This is a genomic window from Serratia sp. 1D1416, from assembly GCF_003641105.1.
Lineage (GTDB): Bacteria > Pseudomonadota > Gammaproteobacteria > Enterobacterales > Enterobacteriaceae > Serratia > Serratia ficaria.
Genome location: NZ_CP032738.1, coordinates 333,407 through 349,721, shown reverse-complemented (window position 1 = coordinate 349,721; position 16,315 = coordinate 333,407). Strand labels below are relative to the sequence as shown.

Below are 16,315 nucleotides of genomic sequence, written 5' to 3'. Positions count from 1 at the left end.
GGTGCTGGAACTGTCAAGAAACGTAGCCATACCGGACAATGAACTGGAATTGACCGCCATCCGCGCGCAGGGCGCGGGCGGGCAGCACGTGAACAAAACCTCAACGGCGATCCATTTGCGCTTTGACATCCGGGCCTCCAGCCTGCCAGAGTATTATAAAGAAAGGCTGCTGGCCTTTAATCACCATTTAATTACCGCTGACGGCGTGGTGATTATCAAAGCGCAGGAATATCGCAGCCAGGAATTAAACCGTGAAGCGGCGTTGGCCAGGCTGGCGGCGCTGATTCAACAGGCGATGGTGGTGGAAAAAGCGCGCAAGGCGACCAAGCCCAGCAAAGGGGCCAAATTACGCCGGTTGGAAGGCAAGGTACGTAAAGGCGCCACCAAGGCGCTGCGCGGCAAGATCCGCACTTAGGAAATACATGAACACAGTAGGAGAATAACTGTGAAGAAAATTACGATAGCCCTGTTTTTGGCGGCAGGGGCGCTCTCGTTGTTGGGATGCAACAATCATTATCAGCCGAAGGAACAACCGCTGCAGCCGATGCAGCAAAGCTATCAGGGCCTGTTGCCCTGCGCCGATTGCGAAGGCATCGACACCGCGCTGTTCCTGGATGAAGACGGCACCTTCGTGCTGCAGGAAACCTACCGCGGCAGCAGAGACGGCGACCAGGCCTTTGCCGATTACGGCAAATGGGCGCGCACCGCGGACAAGCTGGTGCTGACCGACAGCAAGGGCGAAAAGCGTTACTTCCGCCCGGCGGGCAAAAGCCTGGAGATGCTGGATCAAAGCGGGGCGCCTATCGAATCGACGCTGAACTACCGTTTGGATCCGGTCGAGAAGCCGTTGCCTAAAACGCCGATGCAGCTGAAGGGCAGCTATACCTATATGGCGGATGCGGCGGTGTTCAAAGACTGCGCCACCGGCAAGACCTTCCAGATAGACAACAACATCGCGCTGGAGCAGGGTTACGCCAAAGCGTATAAAACGCCGGGCGAGCCGGTGTTCCTGACCTTCAACGCGCACTTCAGCGTGCAGCCTTCGATGGAAGAGGGGCAGATCGAGAAGGCGCTGGTGCCGGACGGCAAGATTGTCTTCGACCGCAGCAAAAACTGCGACAGCAAATAACAGACATAAAAAAACCCGCCGAGGCGGGTTTTTTATTGCCTGACGATCAGCGCTTGATCTGCCCCAGCAGGAAATCAACGATTTCACCGGTTTTGATCATTTGTTTCTCGCCGATGCGGCGGTTTTTATACTCGATCTCTTCGCTGTCGAGGTTGCGATCGCCGATGACGATAGAGTGCGGCACGCCAATCAGTTCCATATCGGCGAACATCACGCCCGGACGTTCTTTACGGTCGTCGAGGATCACGTCGATGCCGTGGGAACGCAGGGTGTTGTACAGCTCTTCGGCCAGCGCCTGCACGCGGAAGGACTTGTGCATGTTCATCGGCAGGATAGCGACCTGGAAAGGCGCGATCGCGTCTGGCCAGATGATGCCGCGGTCGTCGTGGTTCTGCTCGATGGCGGCAGCCACCACGCGGGTCACCCCGATGCCGTAGCAACCCATGGTCAGCAGCTGGTTGCGGCCGTCTTCACCCTGAACCGTGGCTTTCAGCGCTTCCGAGTACTTGGTGCCGAGCTGGAAGATATGGCCCACTTCGATACCGCGTTTGATCAGCAGCGTACCCTGGCCGTCCGGGCTGGCGTCGCCTTCCACTACGTTACGGATATCGGCCACCTGCGGCAGCGGCAGATCGCGCTCCCAGTTGATGCCGAAGTAGTGTTTGCCGTCGACGTTGGCGCCGGCGCCGAAATCGCTCATCGCCGCCACGCTGCGGTCGATAACCACCGGCACCTGCAGGTTGACCGGGCCCAGCGAGCCCGGGCCGGCGCCGACGACGGCGCGGATTTCTTCTTCGGTGGCGAAGGTCAGCGGTGTGGCAACCTGTGGCAGCTTCTCGGCTTTGACTTCGTTCAGTTCGTGATCGCCGCGCACCAGCAGGGCGACCAACGGGTGGCCGCTCTCTTCGGCGGCGCGCACCAGCAGCGTCTTGACGGTTTTTTCCACCGGCAGCTGGAATTGCTCGACCAGCTCGGCGATGGTTTTGGCGTTTGGCGTGTCGACGATGCGCAGCGCTTCACTGGCGGCCGCACGCGGCTGAGCGGGCGCCACCGCTTCGGCCAGCTCGATGTTGGCGGCGAAGTCGGAGCCGGTGGAGAATACGATGTCGTCTTCACCGCTGTCGGCCAGTACCTGGAATTCATGCGAGGCGCTGCCGCCGATCGAACCGGTATCGGCCTGCACCGGACGGAAATCCAGACCCATGCGGCTGAAGATTTTGCTGTAGGCTTCGTACATCGCGTCGTAGGTGGCCTGCAGCGATTCCTGCGTGGTATGGAAGGAGTAGGCATCCTTCATCAGGAATTCGCGGGAGCGCATTACGCCGAAACGCGGGCGCACTTCGTCGCGGAACTTGGTCTGGATCTGGAAGAAGTTCAGCGGCAGCTGCTTGTACGAGCTGATTTCGTTGCGGATCAGATCGGTGATCACTTCTTCATGCGTCGGGCCCAGCACGAACGGACGGTCGCCGCGATCGACAAAGCGCAGCAGCTCGGGGCCATACTGCTCCCAACGGCCGCTTTCCTGCCACAGGTCGGCAGGCTGAACCACCGGCATGGAAACTTCGATCGCGTTAGCATTGTTCATTTCTTCGCGAACGATGTTTTCAACCTTTTTCAGAACGCGCAGGCCGGTCGGCAACCAGGTGTAAAGACCGGAGGCCAGCTTGCGGATCATCCCGGCGCGCAGCATCAGCTGGTGGCTGATCACTTCGGCATCGGCAGGTGTCTCCTTCAGGGTGGAGAGCAGATATTGGCTAGTACGCATGGTGTTTTGGTTCCGTTAGAACTGCAAATTGCATCGGGCTGCCAGAGTGGCGGCCAAAAGCGACAAAAGTGGTTTAGTTTACCAGCGCGAGCGGGTCGTCAAAAGAGAGACGGCGGAATTTTAACGCAGGTCGAGTGACAACACTTCGGTTTGCCGATCCACCACTCGCCAGCGCACGTTGAAATCCAGCAGCCAGACGGCGTACTCCCGTTCGGCCTCCTCCCCTTTACGATAGGCGGGGCGAGGGTCCTGCGCCAGCACCTGGCTGATAAAACGCCGCAGCTGCGGATATTGCGCCTGGTGCCGCTTCAGCTGGCGCTCGGCCTGCGGCGTGAAATGCACCGGCATATCGCCGACGGGAGCGGCCTGGGCAAACCCGGCGCGGGCCTGCGGCTGGCTCTCGGCAAACGGCAGATAAGGCTTGATGTCCACCACCGGCGTGCCGTCGACCAGATCGAGACTGCCCAGCTCGAGTACCACTTCACCGCCCCGGGCGCGCACGCCTTTCAGCGCGATCAGCGACATGCCGAGCGGGTTGGGGCGAAAGGTCGAGCGGGTGGCGAACACGCCCATCCGGGCATTGCCGCCCAAGCGCGGCGGGCGCACCGTCGGCCGCCAGCCGCCATCCAGGGTTTGATGAAAAATAAACATCACCCACAGATGGCTGAAATCGCTGAGTCCGCGCACCGCTTCCGCCTGATTATAAGGCGGCAGCAGCACCAGCTCTCCGCCACCGTCTTCGACTAACCCCGGTTGGCGGGGAACGGCGAATTTTTCTTTATACGGTGAACGGATAGTACCGATCTGATTGAAGACAAATTCGGTCATTTGGACGAGACGTTAAGCGCCGAGCCCTGACATACGGCCTGCTGATAGCAGCCGGCGACGCCGCTGACAATCTGGCAATCGTGCAGCAACACCGCGTTGGCCTTCATGTAAGAGGCGCGGATCTGCATGCGTTTGCGGGCGGTATTCAGATTTGGCGGCGAGTCCTGCACGGTGGTCTGGCAAGATTCGCCGGAGACTTCGCCCAGATCGCGGAAAGGCTTGCCCACGAGTTCTTCTGCACTTTTGTACAGTTTTACCGGAGCCGGACGCGCCGCTGGCGTGGTCTTGGCCGGTGCGGTTGCCGCCGGTTTGCTGGTGCTGTTTGTTGAGGATGGCGCGATACGTTGCGATGAGCATCCGGCCAGCGCGAGCGCTAACAAACAGAGAGGTAAAACACGCATTGAGATTCCTCTGCCTTAATGAAAGTGGCGCTATTGAAGCAATCTATGGTGGAAATAACAAGACGGGCCGTAGCCCGTCTTGCAATTATAGGAACAAATTTGGCGCTTAAGCGCTTACCAGCCTTTAACCGCGCCGCCGTTAAAGATTTTGTTGGCCGCTTCGTTCACTTCGTCAGACTGGTAGGCCTGAACGAATTTCTTCACGTTTTCCGCATCCTTGTTGTCTTCGCGGGCAACCAGCAGGTTGACGTAAGGCGAGTCTTTGTCTTCAACAAACAGACCGTCTTTCGCCGGCGTCAGGCCAATCTGGCTGGCGTAGGTGGTGTTGATCACCGCCAGGGCGATTTGCTGATCGTCCAGGGAACGCGGCAGCTGCGGCGCTTCCAGCTCTACCAGCTTCAGGTTTTTCGGGTTCTCGGTCACGTCCAGCACGGTTGGCAGCAGGCCGACACCGTCTTTCAGTTTGATCAGGCCCACTTTCTGCAGCAGCAGCAGCGAGCGGCCCAGGTTGGTCGGATCGTTGGGCAGGGCGATCTGGGAGCCTTCTTTCAGTTCGTCCAGCGATTTGATTTTCTTGGAATAACCGGCGATCGGGTAAACAAAGGTGCTGCCGACCGGCACCAGCTTGTAGCCGCGATCCTTGATTTGCTGATCCAGGTACGGCTTGTGCTGGAAGGCGTTCAGGTCGATATCGCCTTTGCTCAGCGCTTCGTTAGGCAGCACGTAGTCGTTGAAGGTCACCAACTCGACGTTCAGACCGTATTTTTCTTTCGCTACTTTCTGCGCCACCTCAGCGACCTGCTGTTCGGCGCCGACGATAACGCCGACTTTGATATGGTTCGGATCTTTTTCATCCTGACCGCAGCCTGCCAGAGCCAGAGTGCCGATCAGTGCGCCGATTGCCGCGATGGATTTAAATTTTAACGACATATCCCTTCCTCATTAGACTCGCATTATAAATACGCTTTACCCTATATCTTTCAAACCGCAGCCTTGTTGGCCAGGCTCTGAAATCTATGAACAGATAGCAGCGCAGTTGCTGTGAAAACTATTTATGGGTGACGGCCTTGACGATGCGATCGCCGCAGAACTGAATCAAATAGACCAGCACTACCAGTAATACTAATACGGTATTCATTACTGTGGCGTTATAACCGATATAACCGTACTGATAGCCGATCTGCCCCAGACCGCCGGCGCCCACCGCGCCGCCCATGGCCGAATAGCCGACCAGGGTAATCAGGGTAATGGTGGCGGCGTTGACCAGGCCCGGCAGGGCTTCGGGCAACAGCACCTTCTTGATGATCTGCATCGGCGTGGCGCCCATGGCGCGCGCGGCTTCCACCAGGCCCGACGGGATCTCCAGCAGGGCGTTTTCCACCATGCGGGCGATGAAGGGCGCAGCGCCGACGGTCAGCGGCACGATCGCCGCCTGCAGGCCGATCGAGGTGCCGACGATCATGCGGGTAAACGGAATCATCCATACCAGCAGGATAATGAACGGGATGGAACGGAAAATGTTCACCAGCCCGGACAGGATTTTGTACAGCGTATTGTTGGCGATGATCTGCCCCGGGCGAGTCACGTACAGCAGCACGCCAACCGGCAGGCCGAGCACGAAACCGAAGAAGCCGGAGACAAAGGTCATCATGACGGTTTCCCACACGCCACGCGCCATTAACCACATCATTGCCTCAGACATAACCCAGAACCTCTACTTTTACCTGATTTTCCTGCAGGAATTTAATCGTCGCCAGCGCGTCTTCGTCGCTGCCGTGCAGCTCCGCCAGCATCACGCCGAATTTCACGCCGCCGGCATAATCCATCTGGGCGCTGATAATGTTGTTGTTGACGTTGAAGCGGCGGGCGGCTTCGGACAGCAGCGGCGCATCGACCGACTGGCCGGTGAACTCCAGGCGCAGCAGCGGTTGACGATCGCCCTGGCGTTCCGGCGCCAGGCGCTTGGCATAGTCTTCCGGGATATCCAGATGCAGGGTGGACTGAATGAACTGTTGAGCCAGCGGGGTTTTCGGGTGCGAGAACACTTCGCTGACGCTGTCTTTTTCAATCAGCTGCCCCTGGCTTATCACCGCGACCTGGTCGCAGATGCGTTTCACCACGTCCATTTCATGGGTGATCAGCAGAATGGTCAGGCCCAGACGGCGGTTAATGTCTTTCAGCAGTTCGAGGATGGAGCGGGTGGTGGCCGGATCCAGCGCGCTGGTGGCTTCATCGCACAGCAGCACCTTCGGATTGCTGGCCAGCGCACGGGCGATCGCCACGCGCTGCTTCTGGCCGCCGGACAGGTTGGCCGGGTAGGCGTCGTGTTTGTCCGCCAGCCCCACCAGTTCGAGCAGTTCGGTGACGCGCTTCTTGATATCGGCGCGCGAAGCGTTGTCCAGCTCGAGCGGCAGCGCGACGTTGCCGAATACCGTGCGGGAAGACAGCAGGTTAAAGTGCTGGAAAATCATGCCAATCTGGCGGCGTGCGCGCGTCAGTTCGCTTTCCGACAGAGAGGTCAGATCCTGCCCGTCGACCAGCACCTGGCCGGAAGTCGGTCGCTCAAGCATGTTGGCGCAGCGGATCAGCGTGCTCTTACCGGCGCCGGAAGAGCCGATAACGCCGTAGATTTGCCCGGCAGGGACGTGAAGAGTCACGTCAGAGAGCGCGGTAATGGTGCGCGAACCCTGCTGGAACACTTTGGTGATGTTAGAAAGTTTAATCATATTCTTCTTATTTTAGCGTGGTTGCCCGTGGCTAGATAAAAGTAAACCTTGGCGTGGAACCAAGGTATGCTCAGATGTTAAGGCGTCTAGACGTCTAAGTCAACGATCAACACCGCTCTACGGCGTTCTCAGTACCCGGTAAAACATGCGATACTGTCGGCGTATTCAGGCCCTCAGGAGCAAACCGGTGACACAAAGCGTTCCAGCAATTTTTCTCGATCGTGACGGCACGATTAACGTGGACCATGGCTATGTCCATGAAATCGACGACTTCCAATTTATCGATGGCGTGATTGACGCCTGTCGCGAACTCAAAAAAATGGGCTTTGCGCTGGTCCTGGTGACCAACCAGTCCGGCATTGCACGCGGCATGTTCAGCGAAGACCAGTTTATGTATCTGACCGAATGGATGGACTGGTCGCTGGCCGATCGCGACGTCGACCTCGACGGCATCTATTTCTGCCCGCATCACCCGGAGGCGAGCCAGGAAGAGTACCGCCAGGTGTGCGACTGCCGTAAACCGCAGCCGGGCATGCTGCTGCAGGCGCAGCAGGAATTGAACATCGATATGGCCGCTTCCTATATGGTAGGTGACAAACCGGAAGATATGCAGGCGGCGATCGCGGCCGGCGTCGGCACTATGGTGCTGGTGCGCACCGGCAAGCCGGTGACGGAACAAGGCGAGAAACTGGCCGATTGGGTGTTAAACAGCCTGGCCGACCTGCCGGAAGCCATCAAAAAGCGGGTTTAATAGGCGTTACGAATGAATAGTGAGCGGTCAGATAAAAAATGCATATTAACCCTTGTCATTCTGAACCGGCTCCCTATAATGCGCCTCCATCGACACGGAACATGTGAACAACTTCACAGAGTATCCGGGGGTCGCAGAGAAAAAATCCTGAAAATTAGGGTTGACTCTGAAAGAGGAAGGCGTAATATACGCCACCTCGAGTTAGCAAGCCAACGCGGCTAACTCACTGCTCTTTAACAATTTATCAGACAATCTGTGTGGGCACTCCACAAGACGATATCCAGCATCTTCGGATGCGAAAAAATATCAAGTCTTGAAGAGTGACTACTGAAGTAAAATTCATGCAGTAACCTTTGAGCATCGCTTCACGAGTTGAAGCAAATCAAGCTTTTAATTGAAGAGTTTGATCATGGCTCAGATTGAACGCTGGCGGCAGGCCTAACACATGCAAGTCGAGCGGTAGCACAAGAGAGCTTGCTCTCTGGGTGACGAGCGGCGGACGGGTGAGTAATGTCTGGGAAACTGCCTGATGGAGGGGGATAACTACTGGAAACGGTAGCTAATACCGCATAACGTCTACGGACCAAAGTGGGGGACCTTCGGGCCTCACGCCATCAGATGTGCCCAGATGGGATTAGCTAGTAGGTGGGGTAATGGCTCACCTAGGCGACGATCCCTAGCTGGTCTGAGAGGATGACCAGCCACACTGGAACTGAGACACGGTCCAGACTCCTACGGGAGGCAGCAGTGGGGAATATTGCACAATGGGCGCAAGCCTGATGCAGCCATGCCGCGTGTGTGAAGAAGGCCTTCGGGTTGTAAAGCACTTTCAGCGAGGAGGAAGGGCGATGTCTTAATACGGCAGCGCATTGACGTTACTCGCAGAAGAAGCACCGGCTAACTCCGTGCCAGCAGCCGCGGTAATACGGAGGGTGCAAGCGTTAATCGGAATTACTGGGCGTAAAGCGCACGCAGGCGGTTTGTTAAGTCAGATGTGAAATCCCCGCGCTTAACGTGGGAACTGCATTTGAAACTGGCAAGCTAGAGTCTCGTAGAGGGGGGTAGAATTCCAGGTGTAGCGGTGAAATGCGTAGAGATCTGGAGGAATACCGGTGGCGAAGGCGGCCCCCTGGACGAAGACTGACGCTCAGGTGCGAAAGCGTGGGGAGCAAACAGGATTAGATACCCTGGTAGTCCACGCTGTAAACGATGTCGATTTGGAGGTTGTGCCCTTGAGGCGTGGCTTCCGGAGCTAACGCGTTAAATCGACCGCCTGGGGAGTACGGCCGCAAGGTTAAAACTCAAATGAATTGACGGGGGCCCGCACAAGCGGTGGAGCATGTGGTTTAATTCGATGCAACGCGAAGAACCTTACCTACTCTTGACATCCAGAGAACTTAGCAGAGATGCTTTGGTGCCTTCGGGAACTCTGAGACAGGTGCTGCATGGCTGTCGTCAGCTCGTGTTGTGAAATGTTGGGTTAAGTCCCGCAACGAGCGCAACCCTTATCCTTTGTTGCCAGCGATTCGGTCGGGAACTCAAAGGAGACTGCCGGTGATAAACCGGAGGAAGGTGGGGATGACGTCAAGTCATCATGGCCCTTACGAGTAGGGCTACACACGTGCTACAATGGCGTATACAAAGAGAAGCGAACTCGCGAGAGCAAGCGGACCTCATAAAGTACGTCGTAGTCCGGATTGGAGTCTGCAACTCGACTCCATGAAGTCGGAATCGCTAGTAATCGTAGATCAGAATGCTACGGTGAATACGTTCCCGGGCCTTGTACACACCGCCCGTCACACCATGGGAGTGGGTTGCAAAAGAAGTAGGTAGCTTAACCTTCGGGAGGGCGCTTACCACTTTGTGATTCATGACTGGGGTGAAGTCGTAACAAGGTAACCGTAGGGGAACCTGCGGTTGGATCACCTCCTTACCTAATGATATCGATTCGCGTGAAGTGCTCACACAGATTGTCTGATGAAAAAGTAACGAGCAGAAATACCTTTATAGGCTTGTAGCTCAGGTGGTTAGAGCGCACCCCTGATAAGGGTGAGGTCGGTGGTTCAAGTCCACTCAGGCCTACCACTTCTTCCCTATGCTGCGTTATGCGCGCGGTCGTTTACCCAGGTAAACTTCCCTCCGCATGCCTTGCCTAAGAAAGAAGTTGTATATCAAAGGTACTGCACGTGACTGTATGGGGCTATAGCTCAGCTGGGAGAGCGCCTGCCTTGCACGCAGGAGGTCAGCGGTTCGATCCCGCTTAGCTCCACCATATAGTCCGGTATTTCAATACTTCAGAGTATATTGGCGACAGTATGCTGCGAAGTATTTTGCTCTTTAACAATCTGGAACAAGCTGAAAATTGAAACATGACGGCTGAAACTTGTCCCTCCGTAGAAATATTGGGATGAGGAGTAACCTGTCATAGAGTCTCTCAAATGTTTACAGCGCGAACGATGGAAACATCTTCGGGTTGTGAGGTTAAGTGACTAAGCGTACACGGTGGATGCCTAGGCAGTCAGAGGCGATGAAGGGCGTGCTAATCTGCGAAAAGCGTCGGTAAGGTGATATGAACCGTTATAACCGGCGATACCCGAATGGGGAAACCCAGTGCAATTCGTTGCACTATCGTTAAGTGAATACATAGCTTAACGAGGCGAACCGGGGGAACTGAAACATCTAAGTACCCCGAGGAAAAGAAATCAACCGAGATTCCCCCAGTAGCGGCGAGCGAACGGGGAACAGCCCAGAACCTGAATCAGTTCTTGCGTTAGTGGAAGCGTCTGGAAAGTCGCGCAGTAAAGGGTGATAGCCCCGTACACTAAAACGCATTGACTGTGAGTTCGATGAGTAGGGCGGGACACGTGACATCCTGTCTGAATATGGGGGACCATCCTCCAAGGCTAAATACTCCTGACTGACCGATAGTGAACCAGTACCGTGAGGGAAAGGCGAAAAGAACCCCGGCGAGGGGAGTGAAATAGAACCTGAAACCGTGTACGTACAAGCAGTGGGAGCACCTTCGTGGTGTGACTGCGTACCTTTTGTATAATGGGTCAGCGACTTATATTTTGTAGCAAGGTTAACCGTATAGGGGAGCCGTAGGGAAACCGAGTCTTAACTGGGCGACTAGTTGCAAGGTATAGACCCGAAACCCGGTGATCTAGCCATGGGCAGGTTGAAGGTTGGGTAACACTAACTGGAGGACCGAACCGACTAATGTTGAAAAATTAGCGGATGACTTGTGGCTGGGGGTGAAAGGCCAATCAAACCGGGAGATAGCTGGTTCTCCCCGAAAGCTATTTAGGTAGCGCCTCGTGAACTCATCTTCGGGGGTAGAGCACTGTTTCGGCTAGGGGGCCATCCCGGCTTACCAAACCGATGCAAACTCCGAATACCGAAGAATGTTATCACGGGAGACACACGGCGGGTGCTAACGTCCGTCGTGAAGAGGGAAACAACCCAGACCGCCAGCTAAGGTCCCAAAGTCATGGTTAAGTGGGAAACGATGTGGGAAGGCATAGACAGCCAGGATGTTGGCTTAGAAGCAGCCATCATTTAAAGAAAGCGTAATAGCTCACTGGTCGAGTCGGCCTGCGCGGAAGATGTAACGGGGCTAAACCATGCACCGAAGCTGCGGCAGCGACGCTTAGGCGTTGTTGGGTAGGGGAGCGTTCTGTAAGCCGTTGAAGGTGGCCTGTGAGGGTTGCTGGAGGTATCAGAAGTGCGAATGCTGACATAAGTAACGATAAAGCGGGTGAAAAGCCCGCTCGCCGGAAGACCAAGGGTTCCTGTCCAACGTTAATCGGGGCAGGGTGAGTCGACCCCTAAGGCGAGGCTGAAAAGCGTAGTCGATGGGAAACAGGTTAATATTCCTGTACTCGGTGTTACTGCGAAGGGGGACGGAGAAGGCTAGGCTAGCCGGGCGACGGTTGTCCCGGTTTAAGCGTGTAGGGGGTGTTCCCGGTAAATCCGGAACGCTGTCAACCCTGAGGCGTGATGACGATGCACTACGGTGCAGAAGTAGTTGATGCCAAGCTTCCAGGAAAAGCCTCTAAGCATCAGGTAACACAGAATCGTACCCCAAACCGACACAGGTGGTCAGGTAGAGAATACCAAGGCGCTTGAGAGAACTCGGGTGAAGGAACTAGGCAAAATGGTGCCGTAACTTCGGGAGAAGGCACGCTGGCGCGTAGGTGAAGTCCCTCGCGGATGGAGCTGAAGCCAGTCGCAGATACCAGCTGGCTGCAACTGTTTAATAAAAACACAGCACTGTGCAAACACGAAAGTGGACGTATACGGTGTGACGCCTGCCCGGTGCTGGAAGGTTAATTGATGGGGTCAGCCGCAAGGCGAAGCTCTTGATCGAAGCCCCAGTAAACGGCGGCCGTAACTATAACGGTCCTAAGGTAGCGAAATTCCTTGTCGGGTAAGTTCCGACCTGCACGAATGGCGTAATGATGGCCAGGCTGTCTCCACCCGAGACTCAGTGAAATTGAACTCGCTGTGAAGATGCAGTGTACCCGCGGCAAGACGGAAAGACCCCGTGAACCTTTACTATAGCTTGACACTGAACATTGAGCCTTGATGTGTAGGATAGGTGGGAGGCTTTGAAGCGTGGACGCCAGTCTGCGTGGAGCCAACCTTGAAATACCACCCTTTAATGTTTGATGTTCTAACTCGGCCCCATAATCTGGGGTGAGGACAGTGTCTGGTGGGTAGTTTGACTGGGGCGGTCTCCTCCCAAAGAGTAACGGAGGAGCACGAAGGTTAGCTAATCACGGTCGGACATCGTGAGGTTAGTGCAAAGGCATAAGCTAGCTTGACTGCGAGAGTGACGGCTCGAGCAGGTACGAAAGTAGGTCTTAGTGATCCGGTGGTTCTGAATGGAAGGGCCATCGCTCAACGGATAAAAGGTACTCCGGGGATAACAGGCTGATACCGCCCAAGAGTTCATATCGACGGCGGTGTTTGGCACCTCGATGTCGGCTCATCACATCCTGGGGCTGAAGTAGGTCCCAAGGGTATGGCTGTTCGCCATTTAAAGTGGTACGCGAGCTGGGTTTAGAACGTCGTGAGACAGTTCGGTCCCTATCTGCCGTGGGCGTTGGAAGATTGAGAGGGGTTGCTCCTAGTACGAGAGGACCGGAGTGAACGCACCACTGGTGTTCGGGTTGTCATGCCAATGGCACTGCCCGGTAGCTAAGTGCGGAAAAGATAAGCGCTGAAAGCATCTAAGCGCGAAACTTGCCTCGAGATGAGTCTTCCCTGGGCCTTTAAGGTCCCTGAAGGAACGTTTAAGACTAAGACGTTGATAGGCTGGGTGTGTAAGTGCAGCGATGCATTGAGCTAACCAGTACTAATGATCCGTGAGGCTTAACCTTACAACACCGAAGGTGTTTTTAGAGAGACGAATAATTTTCAGCGAAGTTCTTAGATTGGTTCTGGTGGTTACGCGAGTAACGGCCAAGAATGAAACAGAATTTGCCTGGCGGCAATAGCGCGGTGGTCCCACCTGACCCCATGCCGAACTCAGAAGTGAAACGCCGTAGCGCCGATGGTAGTGTGGGGTCTCCCCATGCGAGAGTAGGACACTGCCAGGCATCAAATAAAACGACAAGCCCCATGCGAAAGCATGGGGCTTTTTGTTTTGGAAAAATAAAACCGCTGCAATTTCGCCTAACTTTCATCGCACTGTTTAATATTCATCACAAAAATCACGTATTTCACTTCACGTGATGCGATATTCTTCGCCTGCTATCAGGTTTAATTGTTAACTTATAGGCAACAACAAAGAAACAATTAAACGGCAGGACGCCGGCTTCCTTATTTTGTCTGGCTCGGAGAATAGATAATGACAGAAACAACTTCACCGCTTGGGGATGCCTCTACGCTGGCGGCTCAGGATAAAAAGCAGCGCATCTTTGCCATCGTCGGCGCTTCATCAGGCAACCTGGTGGAGTGGTTCGATTTTTACGTTTACTCCTTCTGCTCTATCTACTTTGCCGCCTCCTTCTTCCCGGCGGGCAACAGCACCACTCAGCTGCTGCAAACCGCCGGCGTTTTCGCCGCCGGCTTCTTCATGCGGCCGATCGGCGGCTGGCTGTTCGGTTACATTGCCGATAAGCACGGGCGCAAGAACTCGATGTTGATCTCGGTTTGCATGATGTGCGCAGGATCGCTGGTGATCGCCTGTTTACCCACCTATGAATCGATCGGCAGCTGGGCGCCGGCGCTGCTGCTGATTGCGCGTCTGTTCCAGGGGCTGTCGGTCGGCGGTGAATACGGCACCAGCGCCACCTACATGAGTGAGGTGGCGGTGAAAGGGCGGCGCGGATTTTATGCTTCGTTCCAGTACGTGACGTTGATCGGCGGACAGTTGCTGGCGCTGTTGGTTCTGGTGGCGTTGCAGCAGATCCTGTCCAACGAAGAGCTGAAGGCCTGGGGCTGGCGCATCCCCTTCGCGCTGGGGGCGGTGCTGGCGGTGGTGGCGCTGTATTTGCGCCGCTCGTTGAATGAGACATCCGATGCGAAAACCCGCAACCATAAGGATGCCGGATCGCTGAAAGGCCTGTGGAAGAATCGCCGCGCCTTCCTGATGGTGCTGGGATTCACCGCCGCCGGTTCACTGACCTTCTATACCTTCACCACCTATATGCAGAAATACCTGGTGAATACCGCTGGCATGGACGCCAGGCTCGCCAGCGGCATCATGACCGCCGCCCTGTTCATTTATATGCTGCTGCAGCCGGCAGTGGGGGCGTTTTCCGACAAGATCGGCCGCCGCAACTCGATGCTGATCTTCTCTACGTTGGCCACCTTGCTGACGGTGCCGATCCTTTTCACCCTGAAAAGCGTGACTAACCCCTATGCGGCCTTCGGCCTGATTATTTTGGCGCTGTTTATCATTAGCTTCTACACCTCGATCAGCGGGTTGCTGAAGGCCGAGATGTTCCCGCCGGAAGTGCGGGCGCTGGGCGTAGGGCTGTCTTATGCGGTGGCGAATGCCATGTTTGGCGGATCGGCTGAATATGTCGCGCTGTCGCTGAAGTCATTCGGCATAGAGAACGCCTTCTTCTGGTATGTCTCCGGCATGTGTCTGCTGGCGCTGATTGTTTCGCTCAGGCTGCATCGCAAGGGGCAAGAAATTCAGCTGTAAATCAGCCGCCGGTGAGCGGCAATAACAGGGAAACGGCCAATAAGCGAAGCGGGCGCATAATGAAAACATCCTGTTGTCATCGCGTATAAAAAACCCCAGCATGGGCCGGGGTCTGCGACGTTTGAATTATAGCCGGATTACAGTATACGGCTAATCAACCGATCGATACGAATGCGGCGCAGACGGCGGATCAGTTTGCGCACCTTGATGGGGTACTGCTGGATGCTCTGCAGCTCCAGATAGTTGCCCACCACGGTGGTGTGAGTGCGGATGCACTCCAGCTCTTTATGCCGCTGTTCGCGCATCTCCTGCTTGGGATCGTGGATCAGGATGGCGTTCTCCAGATCCAGCCGCCAGGCGCGCGGATTGAGGTTATTGCCGGTGATCAGCTGCCACTCGTCATCCACCCACATGCCTTTCAGGTGATAGCTGTTATCGCCGTCTTTCCACAGGCGTACGATCAGTTGGCCGGTATCGATATAGCGCTGCAGGCGGCTGAGGAAACGACGCAGGTTGATTTCATACAGGTAAGGCAGCGCGCCGATGATTTTAAACGGCTGATCTTCCGGAATATAGAAGTCGTTGGCGGTCTTGTCGCCGACGATAATTTCCACCTGTTTGCCCTGACGCAGCAGATAGATGATATTGCGCACCAGCAGCGCCGGCAGGTTGAAATAGGGGGTGCACAGCGTCAGCTTCTGATCGGCGCACGACATCAGGTGATGAATGGTTTTATTCAGCACGCTTTGCTTGCCGAGCCCGACCAGCGGCGTGACCGCCAGCTCATCATTGCCTGCCTTGCCGCGGAATTGATAACCGGCGCGTCGCAAACCGAAGCGGAACAGACGGGTTTCGTTCTTGATCTCCGGGCTTTTCGGGCGATCGTCACGATCCAGGCGCTGTACGGCGCCGGCGGTCAGCAACTGTTGCTTGATGTAATCGATCAGGGTGTCGGCCAGCACGGCATTGGTGATCAGCTGGTAACGGTCGTAACGGTATTTCTCATGCTGATGCAGATAGACGTCGTTGATGCTGGCGCCGCTGTAAATCACGGTGTCATCGACAACAAAGCCCTTCAGGTGCAGCACTCCCAGCGCTTCGCGAGTATTGACCGGCACGCCGTACACCGGCACCGACTGGTCCGGATGCCGGCTCGCCATGGCGCAATACCAGTCGGCATTGGTATTGGCGGCGGCGGCGCCGATGCGCCCGCGCTGCGCGCGATGCCAGTCGACCAGGATGCAAATCTCCAGCTCCGGGCGCCGCTGTTTGGCCTGATAAAGCGCGTTGAGGATCTCGCGCCCGGCGTCGTCATGCTCCAGATACAGGGCAACCAGATAGATGCGTTGAGTGGCGTTAGCGATGGATTCCAACAGCGTGGTGCGGAAGTCAGCCGGTGTGTACAGAGTACGAACATCAGCCACCGTCTGGGGGAGTTTGGGCAGTTGTGCAAGGTGTTGTTGATGTTTGCTACGTTTAAATTTTGACAACATCACAGTGCGCTTCTTCTCTCATGATTGAATGGCCGGAACGCCACATGCATAAAAACAATAAAT

At 55.8% G+C, this 16,315-nt stretch carries 11 protein-coding genes, 2 tRNA genes and 3 rRNA genes; 9 read left to right on the top strand and 7 right to left on the bottom strand.

Features of this window, described 5'->3' with window-relative positions:
• Position 1: 1 nt before the first annotated feature.
• Both arfB and nlpE read left to right on the top strand, forming a co-directional pair.
• Positions 2–415, top strand: a complete 414-nt coding sequence (gene arfB / locus D7I37_RS01735) for an alternative ribosome rescue aminoacyl-tRNA hydrolase ArfB (protein ID WP_061796698.1) — start codon at positions 2–4, stop codon at positions 413–415.
• A gap of 30 nt (positions 416–445) precedes the next feature.
• Positions 446–1,129, top strand: coding sequence for an envelope stress response activation lipoprotein NlpE (gene nlpE / locus D7I37_RS01730; RefSeq protein ID WP_061796697.1), 684 nt, complete (start codon positions 446–448; stop codon positions 1,127–1,129).
• 46 nt (positions 1,130–1,175) lie between these two features.
• On the opposite strand, the gene proS is transcribed toward nlpE, so the two are convergent.
• From proS to metN, 6 genes are all read right to left on the bottom strand, one after another.
• Positions 1,176–2,894 carry a proline--tRNA ligase gene (proS, locus tag D7I37_RS01725; RefSeq protein WP_129543209.1) on the bottom strand — a complete coding sequence of 573 codons (1,719 nt, stop codon included), beginning with the start codon at positions 2,892–2,894 and terminating at the stop codon, positions 1,176–1,178.
• 120 nt (positions 2,895–3,014) lie between these two features.
• A complete protein-coding gene (gene tsaA / locus D7I37_RS01720; protein ID WP_129543208.1) occupies positions 3,015–3,722 on the bottom strand; it encodes a tRNA (N6-threonylcarbamoyladenosine(37)-N6)-methyltransferase TrmO in 708 nt (235 codons plus the stop codon).
• Entirely contained in the window at positions 3,719–4,123 is a 405-nt protein-coding gene (gene rcsF, locus D7I37_RS01715) for an Rcs stress response system protein RcsF (RefSeq protein WP_061796693.1), read from the bottom strand. The genes tsaA and rcsF overlap by 4 nt, the downstream gene beginning before the upstream one ends.
• A gap of 114 nt (positions 4,124–4,237) precedes the next feature.
• Entirely contained in the window at positions 4,238–5,053 is an 816-nt protein-coding gene (locus tag D7I37_RS01710; RefSeq protein WP_095098956.1) for a MetQ/NlpA family lipoprotein, read from the bottom strand.
• Between the two features lie 118 nt (positions 5,054–5,171).
• Positions 5,172–5,825 (bottom strand): methionine ABC transporter permease MetI, encoded by a 654-nt coding sequence (locus D7I37_RS01705; protein ID WP_049198242.1) that lies wholly within the window; start codon positions 5,823–5,825, stop codon positions 5,172–5,174.
• Positions 5,818–6,849, bottom strand: coding sequence for a methionine ABC transporter ATP-binding protein MetN (metN, locus tag D7I37_RS01700; RefSeq protein WP_061796691.1), 1,032 nt, complete (start codon positions 6,847–6,849; stop codon positions 5,818–5,820). Before metN ends, D7I37_RS01705 begins: the two co-directional genes overlap by 8 nt.
• Before the next feature lie 187 nt (positions 6,850–7,036).
• On the opposite strand from metN, the gene gmhB reads away from it, so the two are divergent.
• From gmhB to D7I37_RS01660, 7 genes are all read left to right on the top strand, one after another.
• Positions 7,037–7,600 (top strand): D-glycero-beta-D-manno-heptose 1,7-bisphosphate 7-phosphatase, encoded by a 564-nt coding sequence (gene gmhB / locus D7I37_RS01695; protein WP_129543207.1) that lies wholly within the window; start codon positions 7,037–7,039, stop codon positions 7,598–7,600.
• Between the two features lie 391 nt (positions 7,601–7,991).
• Positions 7,992–9,533: ribosomal RNA gene (locus D7I37_RS01685) — 16S ribosomal RNA — on the top strand.
• Between the two features lie 75 nt (positions 9,534–9,608).
• Positions 9,609–9,685: transfer RNA gene (locus tag D7I37_RS01680), tRNA-Ile, on the top strand.
• 111 nt (positions 9,686–9,796) lie between these two features.
• Positions 9,797–9,872: transfer RNA gene (locus D7I37_RS01675), tRNA-Ala, on the top strand.
• Between the two features lie 207 nt (positions 9,873–10,079).
• Positions 10,080–12,984: ribosomal RNA gene (locus tag D7I37_RS01670) — 23S ribosomal RNA — on the top strand.
• Between the two features lie 103 nt (positions 12,985–13,087).
• Positions 13,088–13,203: ribosomal RNA gene (rrf, locus tag D7I37_RS01665) — 5S ribosomal RNA — on the top strand.
• The 16S, 23S and 5S rRNA genes sit together here with 2 tRNA genes alongside, the layout of an rRNA operon.
• Before the next feature lie 251 nt (positions 13,204–13,454).
• On the top strand, positions 13,455–14,759 hold the full coding sequence (locus D7I37_RS01660; RefSeq protein WP_061800377.1) for an MFS family transporter: 1,305 nt from the start codon (positions 13,455–13,457) through the stop codon (positions 14,757–14,759).
• Positions 14,760–14,896: 137 nt separating this feature from the next.
• Here D7I37_RS01660 and pssA read toward each other — a convergent pair whose 3' ends face one another.
• A complete protein-coding gene (pssA, locus tag D7I37_RS01655) occupies positions 14,897–16,252 on the bottom strand; it encodes a CDP-diacylglycerol--serine O-phosphatidyltransferase (protein ID WP_061800379.1) in 1,356 nt (451 codons plus the stop codon).
• Positions 16,253–16,315: the final 63 nt, after the last annotated feature.

Coding starts and splice junctions, on each gene's coding strand:
- proS (WP_129543209.1), bottom strand. CDS start 2,894: ATGCGTACTAGCCAATATCTGCTCTCCACCCTGAAGGAGACACCTGCC.
- tsaA (WP_129543208.1), bottom strand. CDS start 3,722: ATGACCGAATTTGTCTTCAATCAGATCGGTACTATCCGTTCACCGTAT.
- rcsF (WP_061796693.1), bottom strand. CDS start 4,123: ATGCGTGTTTTACCTCTCTGTTTGTTAGCGCTCGCGCTGGCCGGATGC.
- D7I37_RS01710 (WP_095098956.1), bottom strand. CDS start 5,053: ATGTCGTTAAAATTTAAATCCATCGCGGCAATCGGCGCACTGATCGGC.
- D7I37_RS01705 (WP_049198242.1), bottom strand. CDS start 5,825: ATGTCTGAGGCAATGATGTGGTTAATGGCGCGTGGCGTGTGGGAAACC.
- metN (WP_061796691.1), bottom strand. CDS start 6,849: ATGATTAAACTTTCTAACATCACCAAAGTGTTCCAGCAGGGTTCGCGC.
- D7I37_RS01660 (WP_061800377.1), top strand. CDS start 13,455: ATGACAGAAACAACTTCACCGCTTGGGGATGCCTCTACGCTGGCGGCT.
- pssA (WP_061800379.1), bottom strand. CDS start 16,252: ATGTTGTCAAAATTTAAACGTAGCAAACATCAACAACACCTTGCACAA.